This is a genomic window from Glaciecola sp. 1036 (assembly GCF_050306235.1).
Taxonomy (GTDB): domain Bacteria; phylum Pseudomonadota; class Gammaproteobacteria; order Enterobacterales; family Alteromonadaceae; genus Glaciecola.
In genome coordinates this window covers 36,432-56,192 of the sequence record NZ_JBLWFH010000001.1, presented here as the reverse complement: position 1 = coordinate 56,192, position 19,761 = coordinate 36,432, and the positions used below count along the sequence as shown (strand labels likewise).

Below are 19,761 nucleotides of genomic sequence, written 5' to 3'. Positions count from 1 at the left end.
ACAAGGTAACCTCAGGGTTACCTTGTCTCTCTAACTAACTAATCCATAAGTTTTTGCATTAAAAAGGTGTATTCTAATGCGATTCGTTTTGCTGTCTCATTTAAATCTGCGCCGGCAGCATGACCGCCATCAATATTTTCGTAATATTCAAAAGAATGTCCGTATTGCTCCAATAAATAAGCCATTTTTCTTGCATGCCCAGGGTGGACACGATCATCTTTAGTTGAGGTAACAAAGAAAATAGTAGGATACTCTCCTTCCTCATTTACATTATGTAACGGAGATATTGTCTCTAAAAATGCACGTTCTTCAGGGATTTCTGGAGAACCATACTCCCCTACCCAACTAGCACCTGCTAAGAGCTTATGATATCGAAGCATGTCTAATAAGGGCACCTGACAAACCACTGCATTAAACAAATCGGGGCGTTGCGTGTACATGACGCCCATTAACAAACCTCCGTTTGAACCGCCCATAATGCCTAATCGTTGAGTAGAAGTTACCTTGGTATCTATTAGATCTTGTGCAACCGAAATCATGTCATCATAAATGGTTTGACGTTTCGTTTTTAACCCTGCTTGATGCCACTTAGGACCGAATTCTCCACCTCCACGAATGTTAGCCAGCACATAAACTCCACCATTTTCTAACCAAAGTTTGCCTCGAGTTCCGCTATAACTTGGCGTCAAACTTACCTCGAAGCCTCCATAGGCGTATAGCAAAGTTGGTGAAGTACCGTCTAACGGAATATCTTTATGATGAATTATAAAATAGGGGATCATAGTACCATCGGTAGATTCTGCCATCTTTTGATCAACCACTAAATCTGAAGAATCAAACCGTTCAGGGGCCGATTTAATCACTTTAGAAGTATTTTCCACCACATCTACAATCAACTGTTGATTAGGTTTGATAAAGGTATTTTGATTGACAAAAATGGTATCTGAGGAATCAGAAACCGAACTGACACTTAGTGTTCCTGTGCCAGGAATGCTTAGTTGCTCTTTTTGCCATTTACCGTCAACAAAATCCATCGCATATACTTTGCCAACCACATTTTCTAATGCGGTGACAATCACTTTTGATTTAGCGATAGACGAGCCAGATAAGGTTGCTCTTTCTGTAGGCTGATACACTATTTGTGCATTTTGTACAGATTGATCCTCTAACCACTTTTTCATATCAAAAGAAACTAGCGCGCCTAGAGGCAAAGTAAGATCTTCATTGATTTTCCAGTCTTGTTTTAAATCAACTAACATCTGACCTTTAAAAACACCAGCGGGTGTCGCTTTGGAAGGAATCGGTAATTTTATTTGTTCACTGCCTTTTAACCAGAAGAACTCTGAATCGTAGAATGAACTATATTGATATCCAATTAAAATATCAGTCTCATCATCTATTTCAAAAAGGCTTGCGCCAGCAGCTACGTCTGTAATTTCGCCAGAGAAAATGGTTTTTGCGTCACTTAAAGCGCTCCCTCTTTCGAGTACTTTAGACACACTTGGATAACCGCTCTCGGTTAAACTATTATCGCCCCAGTCAGTACCCACAGTGATTGTATTTATATCTATCCAACTCACATCACTTTTGGCTTCAGGAATGAAAAAACCATTTTTAACAAAAGCTTTTTGGTCTCGATCAAACTCCCGAATTTCAACAGCATCTTTACCGCCATTCGACAGTGACACTAAACACCTAATGTACTCAGGCTCCAAGCAGGTACTGCCTTTATACACCCAGTTTTTGTCTTCTTTTTCATTTAACGCATCAATATCTAGCACAGTTTCCCAATTTGGAGACGCTGTCTGATAACTTTCTAAGCTAGTGCGACGTAATATACCTCGTTTACTGTTTTCACCTTGCCAAAAGTTATACACATAGTCGCCTTGCATATTGCCATAAGCGACTTTATCTGTGGCGTTTACGATTTCTAAGGCTTCGTTTTGTAATTCGGAAAATCGTTCGTCGCTAGTTAGTTTACTTAATGTTTTTGCATTCCAGTTATTAACAGTCTGTAAGGCTTTTTCACCTTCTACTTCTTCAAGCCACAAGGGAGCTGGTTCTTGTGGTTCCGCTAGGGTTTCTCGTTGTACAACTTCTTTAACGTCTTCAGGTTTTTCACTACAAGCAGCGAGCGTGGAAATGATGCAAAGGGCGAGCAGATGTTTGGTCATGAAGCTTCTCTCGTTGTTTATTAATATTAGCAGTTTATTCAGATGTAACCGTAAATTTAGATCACAAACCGGTGTTTTAACTCTACCTTAATAGTTTGTTTGCATTATGCCAAATAAATTAAACAGTTAAGCTCATATTTAAATACGAATTCATTTGCAAAACATAATTGCAAACATATTTATTTGCATTTATACGCTTTCTCTGTATGATGCAAATGAATATAGTTAAATTGGGCTAGATAATGCTGATAGCTGTCGAAACCTCCGACATAGTTGAAAGTACCAAACTTTCCGCACAACAGTACGAGCAAGTAATTGCAATTTTGACAGAACAATTAGTTTCAATGTCGCAAAATTATAGTTTTACGTTTGAACAATTTCGTGGAGACGCCTTTCAAATCACCTACAAGCGTCCTGAATGTGCCATGTTAGTGCTGTTATTGGTACGATTGCGTATGATGTATGCAATTGAAAAAAGTCCAATTTATCTTACTCAATCTTTAGCCATCGGGAAGCAGACAATTTCAAATAAAATGGGACCTGTCTACATTTTATCAGGGCGTACATTAGATAAAGTTAAAAGTGGTGACCTAGCATTAGTGAGTTCACAAAACCTGCAAAGTGTTGATTTAACCTTATCTACTAAATTTTTACACAATGTCATTAATGGTCTCACCCAAAAACAAGCAGAAGTGTTATTTATGTATGTATACAGTGGTTTTACAGATCATCAAACCATTGCAGATATGCTGTCTACTACCCGCCAGAATGTGAGCACGCACCTTGCGAGAGCCAACGCTGAATTAGTTAAAGATTATCTAATGACCTATGAAAACTTAATTTTGGAACAAGCCGCATGCTAATTTTCTTTAGTCTTTTGTGTATTCATTTTGTGGCGGATTTTTTTCTGCAAAAAGACGCATGGATTCAATCAAAAATTAAATTCAAAATAAAAAGTATTGGATTGTTAAAGCACGTTTTAGTGCATTTAGTACTCAATGCAATAGTCCTGTTCATTCTTTTAGATGGCTTTGCCCTGAACTATTTTATCGCGCTCTTTACTATAGTGTTAACCCATTATGCAATTGATATATGGAAGTGTTATCAGGTCTTTTCCATTCGTGCGTTTTTAATTGATCAATGCGCCCATATCCTAATTTTGTTCGCTGTTAGCCTTTATTTAAATAATCACAATATGGCATCTGTAATAAGTCAGAGCCATCAGCTACTGAACGTACAAACCTTAGCGGTTATAACGGCTTACATTTTTGTTAGTCGCCCATTATCTTTTGTTATTCAATTGACCCTAAATCCTTACACCAAAGTACTGACCAAAGATAAAGATAATCAAGGTTTGGAAAATGCAGGCGAATGGATTGGCATTTTAGAACGCTTTTTAGTGTTAACTTTCATTTTAATCGGTCAATATTCCGGAGTAGGTTTTCTACTTGCTGCAAAAAGTGTCTTCAGATTTGGGGATATGCGACAACAAAAAGACCGCAAGCTAACTGAATATATAATGCTCGGAAGTCTTTTAAGTATTGGAACAGCGCTGATTGTTGGTATTGGTGTTAGCCAAATATTAGCGTAATTATGCGGTTTATTTGGATTTGAAATTTGCTGTCTGATTGTGCTTGTTTCGTCTGCACCGCTCAGAACAGTATTTAACATCTTCCCAGCATCGCTCCCATTTTTTCCGCCAACTAAATGGAAGACCGCATACAATGCACGTTTTTTGAGGTAAATCAGACTTCTTCATTTTTGCTCATGCGCTTTAAAAAATCTTCGGCATCATCGTACATTCTATTCACTTTGTCCTCATCCATTTTAGATAATGTATTGTAAATCATGGACATTCTGTGATTGTTAGAGAGTTTTTCTTTATGACGAATCAAAAAGTGCCAATACAAATAATTAAAGGGACAAGCTTGCTCTCCCGTCTTTTCTTTTACTGAATATTCGCAGTGCTGACAATAATTGGACATCTTATTGATATAAGAACCACTGGCTGCATAGGGTTTACTAGCAAGCTTGCCACCATCTGCAAATAGTATCATGCCGCTCACATTGGGCAGTTCCACCCACTCATAGGCATCCGCATAAACGATTAAATACCATTCGTTTACTTCTTTAGTGGAAAGACCAGCCAATAAAGCAAAATTCCCCAAGACCATAAGTCTTTGAATATGGTGTGCATAAGCATTATCTCTTGTTTCTGTAATGCATTGTTTAAGACAGTTCATTTTGGTGTCTGCGGTCCAGAAAAACTCAGGAAGCTTTCGCTGCGCTAAGAAAAAGTTTTTGCTTAAATAATCAGGCATAAAATGCCAATAAAACCCCCTTACGTACTCACGCCATCCCAGTATTTGGCGTATAAATCCCTCCACCGAATTCAATGGTGCACTGCCATCATGATAGGCCTGTTCAGCAGCTTTAATGACTTCCATGGGCATTAACAGTCCTGTATTTATGTACAAACTAAGATGCGAGTGATACATCCAAGGCTCTCCCTGAGCCATTGCATCTTGATACTTACCAAAAGCGGGTAATCGATTTTCTATAAAGGATGATAAAACGTTAAGGGCTTGTTTGCGGGTAACGGCATAATGAAAGTTTTCAATATTACCGAAGTGGTCTGAAAAGGTATTAGTAACCAATTCAATAACTTCTTGTGTGGTGTCATCAGGTTTAAAACTATCGGGCTTAGGAAGTTTATGACCTTTTGGTAAAGACTCCCTGTTTTTTTCATCATAATTCCATTTACCGCCGACAGGTTCACCTTCATCTAGAAGAACCTTTTGTTGTTTACGCATTTCGCGATAAAAATACTCCATTCGCAGTTGTTTTCGTCCTTGAGCCCATTCTGAAAAGAAGGCTTTATCTGCGATAAATCGGTTGTCTGGCGTAATTTCTACTTTCACATTTAGTTTATCATGCCAGCATTGAACGTCTTCCCATAGCCTGTGTTCACCTGGATGTGCAATGAAAATATTATCAACCTCGTGAGCATCACAGAACGCTTTGACTTGCTCAAAAATACTACCCTTGTTGTCGTCATCTAAGTATTTGGTGTAATGCACCTGATAATTAGATTCTTGCAGCTCTTCAGCGAAGTGACGCATAGCAGAAAACACAAAGGCTATTTTCTTCTTATGATGTTTTACGTAACTAGCCTCGTTTTTTACTTCTGCCATCAGCACCCAGTCTTTTTTGGGTTTTATTTTATCTAAGGAAGATATCTGCGTTGAAAGCTGATCACCAAGAATAACACATAGATTTGCCATAGCAGACTAGCCTTTTATTTGATTAAAAGCATCTAATGCTCTGTTACGCGAATCTTTTAGGTCCACTAAGGGCTTGGGATAATCTTTTCCTAATTCAATTCCGGCGTCTTGAAGTACTTCTGGTGGTGCTTCCCAAGGTTTGTGTATGTATTTTTTGGGAAGTTTGCTCAATTCTGGACAATATTGTTTAACGTATTCGCCTTCTTTATCAAATTTTTCTCCCTGAAGCACTGGATTAAACACTCTAAAATACGGTGCAGCATCTGCACCTGAACCAGCGACCCATTGCCAACTCGCAGCATTACTGGCGCTGTCAGCATCGAGTAAACAATCCCAAAACCACCGTTCTCCCTGGCGCCAATCTAACAGAAGATTTTTTACCAAATAGGAACCCACAACCATTCTTACCCTATTGTGCATATAGCCGGTTTTCCAAAGCTCCCGCATACCCGCATCCACTATAGGAACGCCAGTGTTTCCTGTTTGCCAAGCTTCGAGTTCAATTTGATTAGTACGCCAAGGGAATTTATCAAATTTCTGGTTATAATTTTTTTCACCAATATCCGGAAAGTGATAAAGCAGGTAATAAGAAAACTCTCGCCAGCCTATCTCGCTTAAATAGGTATCGACGCCTTTACCGGAGGTGTTGCCATGAAAGGCCTCGTGTATGGCATACCAAACTTGATTAGGTGAAATTTGACCGAAGTGTAAGTAAGGTGATAATCGACTTGTCCCTTTAATTGAGGGAATGTTGCGGTCATCAGCATAATCAGTTATTGCATTTTTTATAAATATCTGAAGATTTTGACCTGCGGCTCTTTCAGATGCTGTCCACTGCTTTGCAATTTCTTCATCCCATGAAATGGTCGGTAAAAGCTCTAATTCCTCAATTTGCTTTTGCGAATTTACATCGAGTCCTTCAGAAATCTTCGGTTTTACGCGTTCTAGTGGATATCGTGGTGAGGGCTGATTTAAGCAGCCTTTACGATAGTAAGGTGTATATACTTTATAGGGTTCACCTGATTGATTTTTGACTTCCATAGGTTCCCATAACAATGAGCCATTAAAGCTGGCGACTACTACGCCCTGCTCTTTAAAGTGCTCTTTGATTTCTTGGTCTCTTGAACGCGCCCATGGCTCGTACATGCGGTTCCAGCATAGATACTTGGCATCAAATTGTTCGATAAGGTCACCTAATATTTCTTTAGGCTTACCTTTTTTTACGATGAGTTTGTTATCCAAGGAAGATGAAAGATCCATTAAGGCATGATGTAACCACCATTTTGAAGCCCCGCCTGGCTGATATTTTTCATCTAAAGTTTCGTCATAAATAAAAACCGGTATCACCGAGCCTTTTTCGCAAGCTGCTGCTAACGCAGGATTATCATTTAAACGTAAGTCTTGTCTAAACCAAACTATGGTATTGGCCATGTAAATATTATTCTCCAGTTACTTATGCTGATATTTACTCTAGTTAGGTAAAAAACGATCGAAATTAACGCCATGGAGGTAAAACACAGAAAGAAAATAGTTGCCTTGGATTAAACGTGAAAAGTTTACATTGGTTTAGGTTCGACTTAAGACTTGATGATAACGAAGCGCTTATTACCGCAGTTGAACAAAGCACACAATTAGTTGCAGTCTTTGTTGTGGAACCTAAATGGTTTATTAAAAATGCGTATGATTGCGTAGCTATGGGGAAACATCGTCTTGCATTTCTGCAATCCTCATTAGTAGATTTGCGAAAAAGACTGAAGGATGTGGGTGTAGATTTGTTTGTTTTGCAAGGCGATCCTGTTGATCTTATTCCTGACTTTATCAAACAAAACCAAATTCAACATCTAAGCCTTGAAAAGCACTTTGGTTATAACGAAGTTTCTCAGGTTAACTTACTTAAACAAAAGCTTACTAATATCAGTTTTACCCAAAGCAATTCTCACTATCTTTTTAAGCAAGATAACCTTCCTTTCGCATTACCCGACATGCCTAATGTATTTTCGCCGTTTAGAAATAAAGTAGAGAAATATAGCGACCCAAGAAAACCTTTGGAATTTCCTAGTAAAATTAATGTAGCACCGATGGAAGTTAAATTAGAAGGGATGCCCATATACGAGTTTGGGATGCCTAAGGATCTTGACTATATTGGCGGAGAAAAAGGAGCTCAACTAAGAATACAAGATTACTTTTTTGAAACTGATAGCTTACAAGAATATAAACAAACACGTAATGGTCTCGATGGGTGGGATTTTTCTAGTCGGCTATCTGCCTATTTGGCGCTAGGTTGTGTATCCCCTGCTCGAGTGCTAGAAAAAATCAAAGAATACGAGCAATCGAGAATAAAAAACGATTCCACCTATTGGCTGTTTTTTGAATTATTGTGGCGTGAGTTTTTCCATTGGTCCCATTTAAAGCACGGTAAAGACTTTTTTCACTTTGCAGGCATTCAGCAAAAAGTACCTAACACTAATCATAGCGACGAAAAGTTCAATAGTTGGCGACAAGGTAAAACAGGATACGCAATTGTAGATGCTTGTATGCGACAACTGAATACGACTGGTTTTATGTCAAATAGAGGTCGACAGTTAGTTGCCAGCTGCTTTGTCCATGAATTAGGCCTTGATTGGCGCTACGGCGCTGCTTTTTTCGAACAGCAACTGATTGATTTTGATGTGGCGAGCAATTATGGCAATTGGCAATACCTTGCTGGCGTTGGCAGCGATCCCAGAGGACATCGACAATTTAACTTAGAAAAACAAACTCAAACTTACGATCCCGACGGACATTTTATAGCGAAATGGAAAAGCAAATAGAGACAGGTTTTTCAGTGGTTTGGTTTAAACGTGATCTTAGATTGTTAGATCATGAACCGCTTTTCAACGCTATTAAATTGCAAAAACCCATTTTATTGGTTTATTTGGTCGAACCCCTACTGCTGGAAGATCCTCACATGGATATTCGACATTGGCGATTTATTTACCAGTCACTTAAAGATTTAAACTCACAGTTACAAGCGTTTAATACATCTATTCTGATTGTAAAACAGAATGCAGAGAATCTATTCAGTTGTTTACACCGTCTTGGCATGCGATGGCTATTTAGTTATCAAGAAACTGGCACCTTGAATACTTTTCAACGAGATAAAGCCGTAGCAACTCTTTGCAATCAGTTAAACATAAAGTGGCAGGAATCTGATTATGGCGCAGTCCGAAGACGCTTATCCAATAGGAATGACTGGAGAAAGTATAGAGTTAAAACCTTGTCCACAGCTACCAATGACCCCGACTTACAGCAAGCTCAATGGGTTGAACATCAAGCAATAAATATCGAACGCTTTACCACACCACAATCTTGGACTGAAAAAAATCCAGTTTTTCAATATGGTGGCGAACAAGCTGCTTGGCATACGATGCGCGACTTTTATAAGGAACGTGGTAGATCATATTTCGGAAATATAGGTAATCCAAGCATAGCTCGCAGCAGTTGTAGTCGATTATCGCCTTATTTAGCATGGGGAAACTTGAGTATTAAACAAGTCTGGCAATATAGTTTGCAACATAATGATCGAAAAGGTTGGCAAAAATCCATTTCTGCTTTTCAAGATCGTTTACAGTGGCGCTGTCATTTTATCCAAAAATTTGAATCTGAATGTGAGATGCAAAGCCGTCCCTTGAACAAAGCCTATGAAGCCTATCCGTATGATGAAAGTAAACAATCAAAAGAAAGTTTGCAGGCATGGAAACTTGGTAAAACCGGTTATCCCATCATTGATGCAAGTATTCGAGCGTTAGAACAGACGGGATATGTAAATTTTAGAATGCGAGCTATGCTAGTCAGTTTTCTTACTCATCATCTTAATGTTGACTGGCGCGAAGCTGCGATATTTCTTGCACAAAAATTTCTCGATTTTGAGCCGGGCATCCATTACCCTCAAATTCAGATGCAAGCAGGTGTAACAGGCACAAATACACTACGTCTTTATAACCCTGTCAAACAATCTCAAGAAAAGGATCCAGATGGCGTTTTTATAAAACGCTGGGTACCGGAATTATCTCGATTACCCACTGAATATATTCACGAACCTTGGAAAATTCCGCCGTTAGACGCTCAGATATTAGATTTCGACATTCACAGAGATTATTTTGCACCTGTCATTGACCTTGAAGAAAGTAGTAAAAATGCGCGATTAAGGCTTTGGGGTTTCCGCGATAGAAAAGACGTTCAAGAAGAAGCTAAACGTATTCTTAAACTGCACTCAAAACCAGGTTCAAACTCAACGCGATAGTTTAGTGCGCCTGTAAATACTCTATAGGATTAATAAAAAACGCCTTTTTATGACCTTGTGTACTATCGTCAATTCTAGAGGGATTTGGAATGAGATTCCGGACAGAATAATGCAGGTGCGCCGGTTTTCCTTGGGCGTTTCCAGTGTTTCCAACTTCCCCAAGCTTTTCACCGACATTCATGAAAATCCCAAGGTTTTCATCTAGCGAATCCATGTGGGCAAAATAATGAATACGCCATTTGGGGCCAAGTGCAAGAACTACCTTACCGCCTTTATTTATTTCACCTTTAAATAAAATGACTAAATTCGTAGACGCTAATACGTCTTCGCCCTTTTTAGCAAAGATATCCATTCCTTTATGTACACCTGAACTTCCCCAAGGTTCGTACCAAAAGGTATCTTTGTTCCAGTCAGCAGACGTTGCACCTTGCACTGGAATTTTTTTCGGTTCAGGTAACGCATAGCCCGTAGCGACAAATAATATTGAAAGTGATAAAGAAGTTATTAAGGCTTTCACCGAGTCAACCTTGTTAAAAACACTTTAATTCTGACTGCCGCTTTTCAAATTAGTGCCATTTAAATTTAAGTTGAAGTTTATAGAATTTTATTGTCCTGATGGTGGCATTAAATCAATCCCAGTTGCTGTCCCTATAGCACCCCATAGTACACCAACTATAGCATTCCACACTTTTTCAATGGTGGCCATTAAAAGGCCACGTAACGTTTTTGCAAAATTTAAAGCCATATCTTCAAGGGAGTCTAAGAAAAAATCTCGTAAATCTTCATCTATATCCCCTGTTAACACACCATTCGCGATAAGCTCTGCTTGTTTTGCCAAGGCTGTTAATTGGCGCTCAGAGAAACCTCGTAATAAACTCACATCTTGGTTAATGACTTGCGAAGCTGCTGACTTCATGTCAGAAATCAGTTGGTTTAAATCCAAAGACATTGGTTACTCCTTTATTGAGCTAAGAAAGATTCATATGTTATGGCTTGATCCATTGAGATTATAAAAGCATTTCTAAAAGCCATTACAGCACCCGGTTTTAATCCAGTCTTACAGTCAACTTCTTTCATTTTAGCTATTATACTTGAAGCATGCTCTAGTGAGACAGCGCTTGGAGCTATATCTTCTGCTAAACTGCCAACACCTTTAGACGCCAAAAATGCATTTACCTCTTCGGTGACTGAGTTTTTTGGTACAGGCCGAGCTTTTGATTGCAAAGATAACGCATCTAAATTTCCAATAACCTGATTAAAATGTTGAGCTCTAGATCCACAGTTGAGCATGTCAGTGCCTGCCGATACTGCTGCAAACAACTCCAACGCTTTAACATTTGTTTGCGTAACTCCAGTGAACAGTGCTTGATCATATCTTGGTGTTAACTGTGTTGTGCAAGCACTAAGATAGAATATACAAAGGACCCATATTCCGATGGATTTCAAAAATAATTTTGTTGTCATTAACGCCTCCATAATGCCTTATTCATCGAAGTAAACTTAGCTGACTATTCTTGACTATCATTTTGTTTTTGCGCGATAAACTGTTTTATTTTTCGTTTCTTATCATCATCTAACAACCATTTGTTAAGAAACTTAATTTGCCCATTCTTGTACGCTGCGTAAGTTATGCGTAACGAATTACTGATGATTTCACTGTCCGTCCACCCCGTCTTTTCCGCAATGATTTTATAATTTTCTTGCGCTTCTGGTGTGATATAGCCTCGCACCATTTTTCTTCCAAGTGATTTTTGTTTTTCTCGAAATCTTTTTTGTTTTTCAGCATTCGCTTGTAATTTCTTATTTGCCATTTTTATTTCTTAATAATTGCCTTGAAAAACGTTAATTCGTGGTTTAAATACTACTAAATTCTTATTTATTATGACATAAAGTATTAAATTTTCATGAATATTAAAGAAATATACTGTTCAGAGTTGTTTAGCGTACAAGTGTACGCTAAATTGCGCACTCTACATAAAGGTGAAGTATAAAGATGACAAATAAAAAGAATAGTTTTGATAGAGAAGATCTATTAGCCTGTAGTCGTGGTGAAATGTTTGGACCAGGTAACAGCCAATTGCCAGCCCCTAATATGCTAATGATGGACAGAATAACCACAATAACTGAAGAAGGTGGTGAGTTTGACAAGGGATACATAGAGGCTGAACTTGATATCACACCAGATCTATGGTTTTTTGATTGTCATTTCCCTGGTGATCCAGTAATGCCAGGTTGTTTGGGCCTAGATGCAATGTGGCAGTTAGTTGGTTTTTTCCTCGGCTGGTCAGGTGGTCCTGGTAAAGGAAGAGCTTTAGGTGTGGGCGAAGTAAAATTTACTGGGCAAATATTACCTACCGCGAAAAAAGTCACTTACAGAATAGATTTTAAACGCGTGATTAAGCGAAAACTGTTTATGGGTATGGCTGACGGTTCAGTGTCTGTAGATGGAAGAACTATTTATACTGCAAAAGATTTAAAAGTAGGATTATTTCAAGACACTTCTGCTTTCTAATATAAAATGCCCCGGTTATTACCGGGGCAAAAAAATCTATTATTATTTAACGAGGCGTCAATCCCACTTGCCTATCACTAAGGGCCTCTCGCCATCCACCTAACCACTGAGAACGTGCATCCGATGTCTGAAACGGACACATGTCTTTTGATCTGCCATTGATTCCCGCTTGGTAACCTTTTGAATGCGCTCTACTCAACTTATCTCTTTTTTGTCTTTTCATTAAGAACCTCTCTTGGTTATTTTGAAGTGAGATATTTGGAAACTGCATGGACAATTTCCAACCTCAATTAACTTGATACTCTTATCTGAATACTTATGCAAGGATGAAAATTAATAATAGGTATAAAGACTAACCAACTTATTGTTTTTACGAGAAAATTCTATTAGGAACAATTTTAAATAAATGTTTAGTTATTTAGTTTCTCAGGTTATAAAAAAAGCCACTAATGTGGCTTTTTTGTGTAAATTCAACGACTAGTATTTCTATGATTTAATCTTTCTTCGAAAGACTGAAATAACTAATAAGCCTAATGCAATAAATAAACTATTACTCGCACCTTGACGTTCAATAGTGTCATCGTCTTCTGAACTACAATCAGAAGGCGCAGCACCAGTCGGATTTAGAATTACACTAACCACAACATCACCAGTGTCAGTCTCATCAGAAATCAACTCACCCGTTATATCCTTACGTGGACGGTTTATTTGAGCATCTGCGATAATTTGGTTTTCGTCATTAATATCATTTGCCGAAATAATAAAGTAAGGAGAATCGCAAGGGAGCAGATCATTCAGATTAGTGAAAGTGTCATTATCAATATCATACAAAAACCCGGATACTTTCCGCGTGCTTGGGTCTAGTACGTCGGACTCAGCGTCCCCTACCACTAAATTATTGTTATTAATCGCTCTAGGATAAGTTGTTGAAGTCACAAAAAATCCATCAGGTAACCTTAGTTCGTCGGTTTGACGATTAAATACAAACATTCTATTACGAATGATGTCATTAACAATTTGCGGATAAAAACCAACCACATAATCATTGTCATTGATGCCCATTGCATAACTCGCTTTGATCTGGTCAGATTCAAATAACCGTTCAGCAGCGCCATTTTCAAATGCTGTAGCAACCGCAATCAGACCGCCTTCTCGAGGTGTATCATCTGTGGTTGTAAAACCCACCATAACGCCATCGTTATTGATATCTGTAACACGAGTATACATATTCAGTGAAAACTCTTCTGGCGTATGTAACAGATCAAAGATCTGTGTGGATAAAATATTACCGTTAGCGTCAAGCTGCCAGAGTGTTGGACGCATATCTAGGTGGCTCGTCGGAATGGACTCTAATTCTGTATTACGATTATTTCCAACCAAGAAGCCCGTGTTTGTGAGAAATGCCTGAGCAAAATTATTGGTGTTATAAAGCAGATAATTACAAACTTCTAATGGTAAGTCTGGTCTTATTTCAGCGTCTTCACAGTTATCTAGTAATTCTGTAATAGGGTCTGATGCACCAACAGAACTAATACCTGCAACTTGTAGGTTATCATTTATGGCTGCCGCAAAACTAAACCCGCCAGCGCGTGCAAATTCAGGGACAAGTTCAACTACATTTTCACCTACTTGAACAAATCCACGCTGGGCAAAATTATTTACCACATAAACTTGTTCGGCGTCATTTTCGTCTACATAGTTAACAACAGAATATGGACCTGCCATGTTACCCACGATATGTGTGCCATTAACATTGTCTGTTGCTGCCGTTAACAATGAATATGTATAACCATTGGTAGCTTCCGTCTCTGTATCAAAACCATTAACATAGCTAACCTCAGTACCATCTGAACTATAAGCCAAGACGTTAGACAATTTTTGTAGCCTTACATCACCACTAGTAGATGCGGCTGTTAAGTCTTGATAAACAATCGAAAGGTCGTTTACGTTAAAATTACCTTCGGCTGCAGCGTCTGGATCGGACAAACCAAAATGGTTATCTGGATCAAATAGTGATAGATCAATAGGTGGATTGTATCTTACTCGTCCAGTACTTAATGTCATCCCTTGGTTATCAATCGAAACTGCAAAGTGTTGATTAACAGTGTCAGAGAGCGGAATTTCTTGAACTTCATATGAGGCTGCATAAACAGCACTGGAACTGGCAAGAAGCATTGCGCTTACTATTGGCGTTAATTTCATTAAATATCCTGCTACTACGCGTTATTGTTTTTATCTTCTAACAATTGCCATCGCTCAAAACTTGTGTCCAGTTTTTCTTCTAGCAATGCCAATTTATCTAAAATCGGTTGAGTTTCACTCACATCTTGTTGAAAAAAGTCAACTTGGTTTATTTGACCTTGAATCTCACTAATTTGAATTTCCAAGTCATCTATCAGCTTAGGTAATTCGGATAATTCTCGCTTTTCATTAAACGAAAGTTTCTGAGACTTAACCGCCACATTCGATTTATTTTCACTGATATTTTCCGTTGTTGGTACATTTTTTACAACGGATTTTACAACTTGCTCGCTATCACGTTGCTGATACCAAGCTTCAACGTCCGAATATCCACCTACAAACTGACGGATAGTACCATTATTTTCAAACGACAGACAGCTTGTCACAACGTTATCAATAAATACCCTGTCATGGCTGACTAAAATAAGCGTGCCTTGATAGTCAACCAGCAAAGATTCAAGCAATTCGAGCGTTTCGACATCCAAATCATTTGTTGGTTCATCCAATATTAACAAGTTGTTTGGTTTCAGCATCAAGCGTGCGAGCATTAGCCTGTTTTTTTCACCACCAGAAAGTGCTTTGACGGGTACGTTTACTCTTTCTGGCGTAAACAAATAATCTTGTAAATAGCTCATTACATGTCGATTATTACCGTTAATGACTAATTCTCGCTTACCATCTGCGACTGTATCTATTACGGTTTTTTCTAAGTCGAGCTGGCTTCTATGTTGGTCAAAGTAAGCGACTTCAATATTAGTACCCCGAATGATTTCACCCTGATCCGGCGTTAATTCACCGAGCAATAATTTTATGAAGGTTGTCTTTCCTGAACCATTTGGACCAATTAGCGCTAGTTTGTCACCTCGCGCAATAAGCAAATCTAGATTATCTACAATTCGATGATCACCATACTTGTAACTTACATTTTCAAGTTCAAATATACGTTTACCACTTTTTTGCCCAGTATTTGATGATATGACAGCTTTTCCGGTGACATTACGACGCGCTTTAAATTCTTCACGTAGTGCTTTGAGTGCCCTAACCCGTCCTTCGTTGCGAGTTCGTCTAGCTTTGATACCCTGCCTTATCCAGACTTCTTCTTGGGCTAACTTTTTGTCAAACGCATTGTTATGTTGGAGTTCTACATCTAAATCTTCTGCTTTGCGCACCAGATAATTGTCATAATCGGTGTCATAAGAAGTGACTTTACCACGATCAATATCAAGGATACGAGTTGAAAGGCGTCTTATAAAAGCCCTGTCATGGCTAATAAATACGGTAGTGCCTCTAAAGTTCATGATGGTTTTTTCTAACCACTTTACCGTATCAATGTCTAAATGGTTGGTCGGCTCATCTAATAACAAAATATCAGGATCTTGCACCATAGCTCTAGCAAGCGCAGCTTTTCTACGCCACCCGCCTGATAAACTGGAAAGATTTTGATTTGCATCTAATGCAAATTCAGTCAACAGTTGATGAATTCGTTGTTCCAACACCCATGCATTCTTGGTTTCTAACTCGTCTTGCAGTACTTGCAACTTATTTAGTGCTTCTTCAGTTGGATTTTCTGCTACCACTGAAGTTTGAGTATTATAGCGTTTAATTAGATCCGCATTATCTGCTAAACCTTCCGCCACATAGTCAAAAATTAAAACATCGGTGCGCTGCGGTGGGTCTTGTGATAACCGAGATATCTTTACATCTCTGGATTTTAATAATTGACCATCATCTAATGGAATTTCACTGGCAATAACTTTAAGTAAGGTCGATTTACCACTACCGTTTCTACCTAAAATACATAGACGTTCACCTTCATGAATATGTAAATTTGCATGATCTAAAAGCGGTGGCTGACCAAAAATTATAGAGCCATCAATAATCTGTAAGAGATTCATGCTAAAAACCTATTTAGCTCATCAAGATCAAATGGCCACCCCAGTTCAGCGCCATTATCATCGCGTTTTAAAACAGGAATTCGTACCGCATATAGGTGATAAAAATCTACGTGTTCACGAATATTCACTTTTTTATATTGCACAGGCGAGCTTACGTTTTTCAACAATTCTTCTGCATCATCACAGAGACTGCACTGAGGGCCAGTAAAAAAAGTTAATTGCATTTTGTTAATATCCAACAGCTATGAATTTTCGCATTTCGCTGAAAATCAAAAGGAAGTGTTTTATCACTTATATTTTTAATATCAAAACCTAGAGCTTTTATTTCTTCTTGCTGTAATTTAAAGGTTCTTAGGTTAGTACTAAAATAAATAAACCCATTTTCATTTAATAGATTTGCCACATCAGAAATTAACGCTAAATGGTCACGTTGAACATCCCATGTGGATTCCATGCGCTTTGAATTAGAAAAGGATGGCGGATCTAAAAACACCGCATCAAACTTCGCATTATCTTGTTGCTTGGCCTTTTTCACCCATTCCAGACAATCTGCTTGTTCAAAACTGTATGCGCCTTTTAACTTGTTCAAAGCAAAGTTGTCTTTTGCCCATTGAATATAAGTATTTGACATATCAACAGAAGTAACAGATTTTGCTCCCCGTAATGCCGCATGCACTGATACACTGCCGGTATAACAAAACAGATTCAACACATTTTTCCCTTTGACTTGGCTAGCAAACATTTGTCTTGTATCTCTATGATCCAAGAATAAGCCGACATCGAGATAGTCTTTGGGATTTATCCAAAATTTCGCTTGGTTTTCTTGTACAACAAAGCGTCGGTTTTGGTTGTTAACTTTTTGATATTGTTGCTGACCACTTTGCTTTTCTCTAAGCTTTATTACCAACTTGTAGGCGGGTATAGAAAGTAACTTAGGTAACACTAGAATAGCGTGCTGCAACCGTTGTTTAACCACAGTTTCAGGAATACTTTTTGGCGCTTTGTATTCTTGTAAGATAACCCAATCAGCATATACATCTATGGCAAAATTATAGTTGGGCAAATCTGCATCATATAAGCGATATGCCTGAGTATTTGCAGTTTTTAACCATTTACTTAATTTTTGTTGATTCTTTTTGATGCGATTTGAAAACTCGTCATTTTCAATTTTGTCTTGGTAAATCTCTAAATTATCACCCTGCATATTATACAAGGCAAATTCACAAGCTAAACTCCCATTATATAATTGGTAGCGTTTAGCGCTTTTTAATTTCAAAGCTTTCAGTAAGGTTTTATCACTGCATAGCAAACAGACTAACCAATCGGCGTAGGATTCTTTTAAATGCCGCCCGAGTTCATCATATAAGGGTAACATGGTTGTAAATTCGCCCAATCGCTCCCCATAAGGCGGGTTAGAGACCACTATACCTGGTGCCGTTGTCGGAAAATACTGCAATACATCGACCTGTTTAAATTCAATTAAGTGTTCAACATTAGCTCGAATGGCATTTTGTTTTGCTTGTTCAACTAATACAGTAGATAAGTCTGATGCGTAAATTTCACAAACCTTGTCAGTTTTAATATTCTCTTGAGCTTTTCCTAGGTGCATTTGCCATTTGCGCTTATTGTGCCCTAGAAAGTAATCAAAGCCCCAATGTTCTCTATGTAAGTTCGGTGGGATTTTTGCCGCATACATAGCCGCTTCTATGGCAATGGTGCCTGAACCGCACATAGGATCTAATAGGGGTTTATTAGTCTCTGACGTCCAACCGCTACGATACAGCATTGCCATGGCAACATTTTCTTTTAACGGTGCATCGCCAGTATCTAAACGATACCCTCTTAAGTGCAAACTCGTTCCACTCATATCAACACAAATGTCGGCTTTATCTCTAAAAACACGGACTTGGATATGAATTTTGGCATTTTGCTTATCGACGTTTGGGCGTCTGTACCCCTCTTCTTGAAAGCAATCGACAATAGCATCTTTGGATTTTTGACTAATGAATTGGGTATTCTTTAATTCTCTGTTAGTTCCTTTGGAACTAATTGCAAAATCGTGTTCTGGAGCAAATACCATAGGCCAGTCAATATTATTTACCGTATTGTACAAATCATTCGCATTGTCAGCTGGACCACTGGCTAATACCCAAAGCACACGGTTCGCTAACCTTGAATGTAAACACAAGGCATAGACATCATCTAAACTGCCCTCAAATCGACATTGTCCAGGTTTTATCTTTATATCTTGGCTTCGGATCTCAGGACAAATTTCGCTGATTTCTTCCCGTAGAATTTCTTCTATGCCAGACGCTGTGGTTAAAATAATATTAGGCATTCACTAGCTCTTTTATTAATTTGGGGCCTTGATAAATAAACGAAGAATATATTTGCAATAAACTAGCCCCTGCTGCATAGCGTTGACGAGCATCTTCAGCACTACTAATTCCGCCCACACCCACTATGGGCATTTTTCCTTGCAATGCTTGGTGTAATTGCTGTGTCACTGTTTGGCTTTTGCCTGTTAAAACAGCACCACTTAATCCACCCATTTCATCGGCATGCTGATGCCCTTTCACTGATTCTCTATCTAAGGTCGTATTTGTTGCGATAACGCCGTCCATGTTCGAATTAATCAAAGCATCGGCGATTTGTTGGATCGCAATCTGGTCATTGTCAGGTGCAATCTTGACTAATAAAGGAACGTATTTACCACTAGCATGTTGAAGTTTAAGTTGCTCTTCTTTTAACCCGTTAAGTAACTTATCTAAGGCTTCTCCAAATTGAAGATTTCGCAAGCCAGGGGTATTTGGCGAAGAGATATTTATGGTTACATAAGATGCATGGTCGTATACCTTGCGCAAACAAGTTAGATAATCAGATAATGATTCGTCTTCTGGGGTGGTTTTATTTTTACCTATATTGATACCCAGAATGCCGTTATATTGGCATTTTTTGACTTGTTCGACTAAGTAATCAACCCCTTTATTATTAAACCCCATGCGGTTAATAATGGCTTGATGTTCGGGCAGTCTGAATAAACGCGGCTTATCATTACCCGATTGAGGTTTGGGTGTCACTGTACCTACTTCAATAAATCCAAATCCCATGGCTGAAAAAGCATCGATGCACTCTCCATTTTTATCCAAGCCAGCAGCCAATCCAATAGGATTCTTAAATGTTAACCCAAAGCATTCAACCGGCTTATCTGGAACTTCCTGCTGATACAATTTACGTAGGACATTATGTTGGGAGTTTTTAAGAAACCCCATGGAAACATCATGACTCCACTCGGGATCACATTTTAGTAAGGTTCTTTGAACGATAGAATACACAGTAATCTCATAAAAAAGCCCTGCATTGCAGGGCTAAC

Annotated in this window: 19 protein-coding genes; 5 read left to right on the top strand and 14 right to left on the bottom strand. The window is 38.5% G+C overall.

Annotated elements, in window-relative coordinates; genetic code table 11:
* Positions 1 to 38: 38 nt before the first annotated feature.
* On the bottom strand, positions 39 to 2,174 hold the full coding sequence (locus tag ACNKW3_RS00215; RefSeq protein WP_427397275.1) for a prolyl oligopeptidase family serine peptidase: 2,136 nt from the start codon (positions 2,172 to 2,174) through the stop codon (positions 39 to 41).
* A gap of 242 nt (positions 2,175 to 2,416) precedes the next feature.
* Between ACNKW3_RS00215 and ACNKW3_RS00210 the strand changes: the two genes are divergently transcribed.
* Both ACNKW3_RS00210 and ACNKW3_RS00205 read left to right on the top strand, forming a co-directional pair.
* On the top strand, positions 2,417 to 3,037 hold the full coding sequence (locus ACNKW3_RS00210; RefSeq protein WP_427397274.1) for a hypothetical protein: 621 nt from the start codon (positions 2,417 to 2,419) through the stop codon (positions 3,035 to 3,037).
* Positions 3,031 to 3,765, top strand: a complete 735-nt coding sequence (locus tag ACNKW3_RS00205; RefSeq protein WP_427397273.1) for a DUF3307 domain-containing protein — start codon at positions 3,031 to 3,033, stop codon at positions 3,763 to 3,765. Before ACNKW3_RS00210 ends, ACNKW3_RS00205 begins: the two co-directional genes overlap by 7 nt.
* Before the next feature lie 9 nt (positions 3,766 to 3,774).
* Here the strand turns inward: ACNKW3_RS00205 and ACNKW3_RS00200 are convergent, their stop codons facing one another.
* From ACNKW3_RS00200 to ACNKW3_RS00190, 3 genes are read right to left on the bottom strand one after another with little or no spacing between them, the layout of a single operon-like run.
* On the bottom strand, positions 3,775 to 3,933 hold the full coding sequence (locus tag ACNKW3_RS00200; protein WP_427397272.1) for a DUF2256 domain-containing protein: 159 nt from the start codon (positions 3,931 to 3,933) through the stop codon (positions 3,775 to 3,777).
* Entirely contained in the window at positions 3,920 to 5,458 is a 1,539-nt protein-coding gene (locus ACNKW3_RS00195; RefSeq protein WP_427397271.1) for a cryptochrome/photolyase family protein, read from the bottom strand. Before ACNKW3_RS00195 ends, ACNKW3_RS00200 begins: the two co-directional genes overlap by 14 nt.
* Before the next feature lie 6 nt (positions 5,459 to 5,464).
* On the bottom strand, positions 5,465 to 6,889 hold the full coding sequence (locus ACNKW3_RS00190) for a cryptochrome/photolyase family protein (protein WP_427397270.1): 1,425 nt from the start codon (positions 6,887 to 6,889) through the stop codon (positions 5,465 to 5,467).
* A 116-nt stretch (positions 6,890 to 7,005) separates the two neighbouring features.
* Here ACNKW3_RS00190 and ACNKW3_RS00185 point away from each other — a divergent pair, with 116 nt between their 5' ends.
* Complete coding sequence (locus tag ACNKW3_RS00185; RefSeq protein ID WP_427397269.1) at positions 7,006 to 8,268, top strand: DASH family cryptochrome; 1,263 nt, start codon at positions 7,006 to 7,008, stop codon at positions 8,266 to 8,268.
* On the top strand, positions 8,253 to 9,740 hold the full coding sequence (locus ACNKW3_RS00180; protein WP_427397268.1) for a deoxyribodipyrimidine photo-lyase/cryptochrome family protein: 1,488 nt from the start codon (positions 8,253 to 8,255) through the stop codon (positions 9,738 to 9,740). Before ACNKW3_RS00185 ends, ACNKW3_RS00180 begins: the two co-directional genes overlap by 16 nt.
* A gap of 1 nt (position 9,741) precedes the next feature.
* Here the strand turns inward: ACNKW3_RS00180 and ACNKW3_RS00175 are convergent, their stop codons facing one another.
* The 4 genes from ACNKW3_RS00175 to ACNKW3_RS00160 form a co-directional block, all read right to left on the bottom strand.
* On the bottom strand, positions 9,742 to 10,257 hold the full coding sequence (locus ACNKW3_RS00175; RefSeq protein WP_427397267.1) for a M23 family metallopeptidase: 516 nt from the start codon (positions 10,255 to 10,257) through the stop codon (positions 9,742 to 9,744).
* Between the two features lie 87 nt (positions 10,258 to 10,344).
* Positions 10,345 to 10,689 carry a hypothetical protein gene (locus tag ACNKW3_RS00170; protein ID WP_427397266.1) on the bottom strand — a complete coding sequence of 115 codons (345 nt, stop codon included), beginning with the start codon at positions 10,687 to 10,689 and terminating at the stop codon, positions 10,345 to 10,347.
* An 11-nt stretch (positions 10,690 to 10,700) separates the two neighbouring features.
* Positions 10,701 to 11,204, bottom strand: coding sequence for a hypothetical protein (locus tag ACNKW3_RS00165; protein WP_427397265.1), 504 nt, complete (start codon positions 11,202 to 11,204; stop codon positions 10,701 to 10,703).
* Between the two features lie 44 nt (positions 11,205 to 11,248).
* Entirely contained in the window at positions 11,249 to 11,551 is a 303-nt protein-coding gene (locus ACNKW3_RS00160; protein ID WP_427397264.1) for a hypothetical protein, read from the bottom strand.
* Positions 11,552 to 11,733: 182 nt separating this feature from the next.
* Here ACNKW3_RS00160 and fabA point away from each other — a divergent pair, with 182 nt between their 5' ends.
* Positions 11,734 to 12,252: a 3-hydroxyacyl-[acyl-carrier-protein] dehydratase FabA gene (fabA, locus tag ACNKW3_RS00155; protein ID WP_427397263.1), complete on the top strand. Its 519-nt coding sequence runs from the start codon at positions 11,734 to 11,736 to the stop codon at positions 12,250 to 12,252.
* 46 nt (positions 12,253 to 12,298) lie between these two features.
* Here fabA and rmf read toward each other — a convergent pair whose 3' ends face one another.
* From rmf to pyrD, 6 genes are all read right to left on the bottom strand, one after another.
* The gene (gene rmf / locus ACNKW3_RS00150; protein ID WP_427397262.1) at positions 12,299 to 12,475 is read right to left on the bottom strand and encodes a ribosome modulation factor; all 177 of its coding nucleotides are present in this window, start codon (positions 12,473 to 12,475) and stop codon (positions 12,299 to 12,301) included.
* A gap of 263 nt (positions 12,476 to 12,738) precedes the next feature.
* The gene (locus tag ACNKW3_RS00145) at positions 12,739 to 14,454 is read right to left on the bottom strand and encodes a DUF3466 family protein (RefSeq protein ID WP_427397261.1); all 1,716 of its coding nucleotides are present in this window, start codon (positions 14,452 to 14,454) and stop codon (positions 12,739 to 12,741) included.
* 14 nt (positions 14,455 to 14,468) lie between these two features.
* Positions 14,469 to 16,388, bottom strand: coding sequence for an ATP-binding cassette ATPase Uup (uup, locus tag ACNKW3_RS00140; protein ID WP_427397260.1), 1,920 nt, complete (start codon positions 16,386 to 16,388; stop codon positions 14,469 to 14,471).
* Positions 16,385 to 16,612, bottom strand: coding sequence for a glutaredoxin family protein (locus ACNKW3_RS00135; RefSeq protein ID WP_427397259.1), 228 nt, complete (start codon positions 16,610 to 16,612; stop codon positions 16,385 to 16,387). The genes uup and ACNKW3_RS00135 overlap by 4 nt, the downstream gene beginning before the upstream one ends.
* Complete coding sequence (gene rlmKL / locus ACNKW3_RS00130) at positions 16,603 to 18,726, bottom strand: bifunctional 23S rRNA (guanine(2069)-N(7))-methyltransferase RlmK/23S rRNA (guanine(2445)-N(2))-methyltransferase RlmL (protein WP_427397258.1); 2,124 nt, start codon at positions 18,724 to 18,726, stop codon at positions 16,603 to 16,605. Before rlmKL ends, ACNKW3_RS00135 begins: the two co-directional genes overlap by 10 nt.
* On the bottom strand, positions 18,719 to 19,723 hold the full coding sequence (gene pyrD, locus ACNKW3_RS00125) for a quinone-dependent dihydroorotate dehydrogenase (protein ID WP_427397257.1): 1,005 nt from the start codon (positions 19,721 to 19,723) through the stop codon (positions 18,719 to 18,721). Before pyrD ends, rlmKL begins: the two co-directional genes overlap by 8 nt.
* Between the last annotated feature and the right edge of the window lie 38 nt (positions 19,724 to 19,761).

Bases quoted from the DNA above. Each gene is read 5' to 3' on its own strand.
- ACNKW3_RS00215 (WP_427397275.1), bottom strand. From the start codon at position 2,174: ATGACCAAACATCTGCTCGCCCTTTGCATCATTTCCACGCTCGCTGCT.
- ACNKW3_RS00210 (WP_427397274.1), top strand. From the start codon at position 2,417: ATGCTGATAGCTGTCGAAACCTCCGACATAGTTGAAAGTACCAAACTT.
- ACNKW3_RS00205 (WP_427397273.1), top strand. From the start codon at position 3,031: ATGCTAATTTTCTTTAGTCTTTTGTGTATTCATTTTGTGGCGGATTTT.
- ACNKW3_RS00200 (WP_427397272.1), bottom strand. From the start codon at position 3,933: ATGAAGAAGTCTGATTTACCTCAAAAAACGTGCATTGTATGCGGTCTT.
- ACNKW3_RS00195 (WP_427397271.1), bottom strand. From the start codon at position 5,458: ATGGCAAATCTATGTGTTATTCTTGGTGATCAGCTTTCAACGCAGATA.
- ACNKW3_RS00190 (WP_427397270.1), bottom strand. From the start codon at position 6,889: ATGGCCAATACCATAGTTTGGTTTAGACAAGACTTACGTTTAAATGAT.
- ACNKW3_RS00180 (WP_427397268.1), top strand. From the start codon at position 8,253: ATGGAAAAGCAAATAGAGACAGGTTTTTCAGTGGTTTGGTTTAAACGT.
- ACNKW3_RS00170 (WP_427397266.1), bottom strand. From the start codon at position 10,689: ATGTCTTTGGATTTAAACCAACTGATTTCTGACATGAAGTCAGCAGCT.
- ACNKW3_RS00165 (WP_427397265.1), bottom strand. From the start codon at position 11,204: ATGACAACAAAATTATTTTTGAAATCCATCGGAATATGGGTCCTTTGT.
- ACNKW3_RS00160 (WP_427397264.1), bottom strand. From the start codon at position 11,551: ATGGCAAATAAGAAATTACAAGCGAATGCTGAAAAACAAAAAAGATTT.
- fabA (WP_427397263.1), top strand. From the start codon at position 11,734: ATGACAAATAAAAAGAATAGTTTTGATAGAGAAGATCTATTAGCCTGT.
- rmf (WP_427397262.1), bottom strand. From the start codon at position 12,475: ATGAAAAGACAAAAAAGAGATAAGTTGAGTAGAGCGCATTCAAAAGGT.
- ACNKW3_RS00145 (WP_427397261.1), bottom strand. From the start codon at position 14,454: ATGAAATTAACGCCAATAGTAAGCGCAATGCTTCTTGCCAGTTCCAGT.
- uup (WP_427397260.1), bottom strand. From the start codon at position 16,388: ATGAATCTCTTACAGATTATTGATGGCTCTATAATTTTTGGTCAGCCA.
- ACNKW3_RS00135 (WP_427397259.1), bottom strand. From the start codon at position 16,612: ATGCAATTAACTTTTTTTACTGGCCCTCAGTGCAGTCTCTGTGATGAT.
- rlmKL (WP_427397258.1), bottom strand. From the start codon at position 18,726: ATGCCTAATATTATTTTAACCACAGCGTCTGGCATAGAAGAAATTCTA.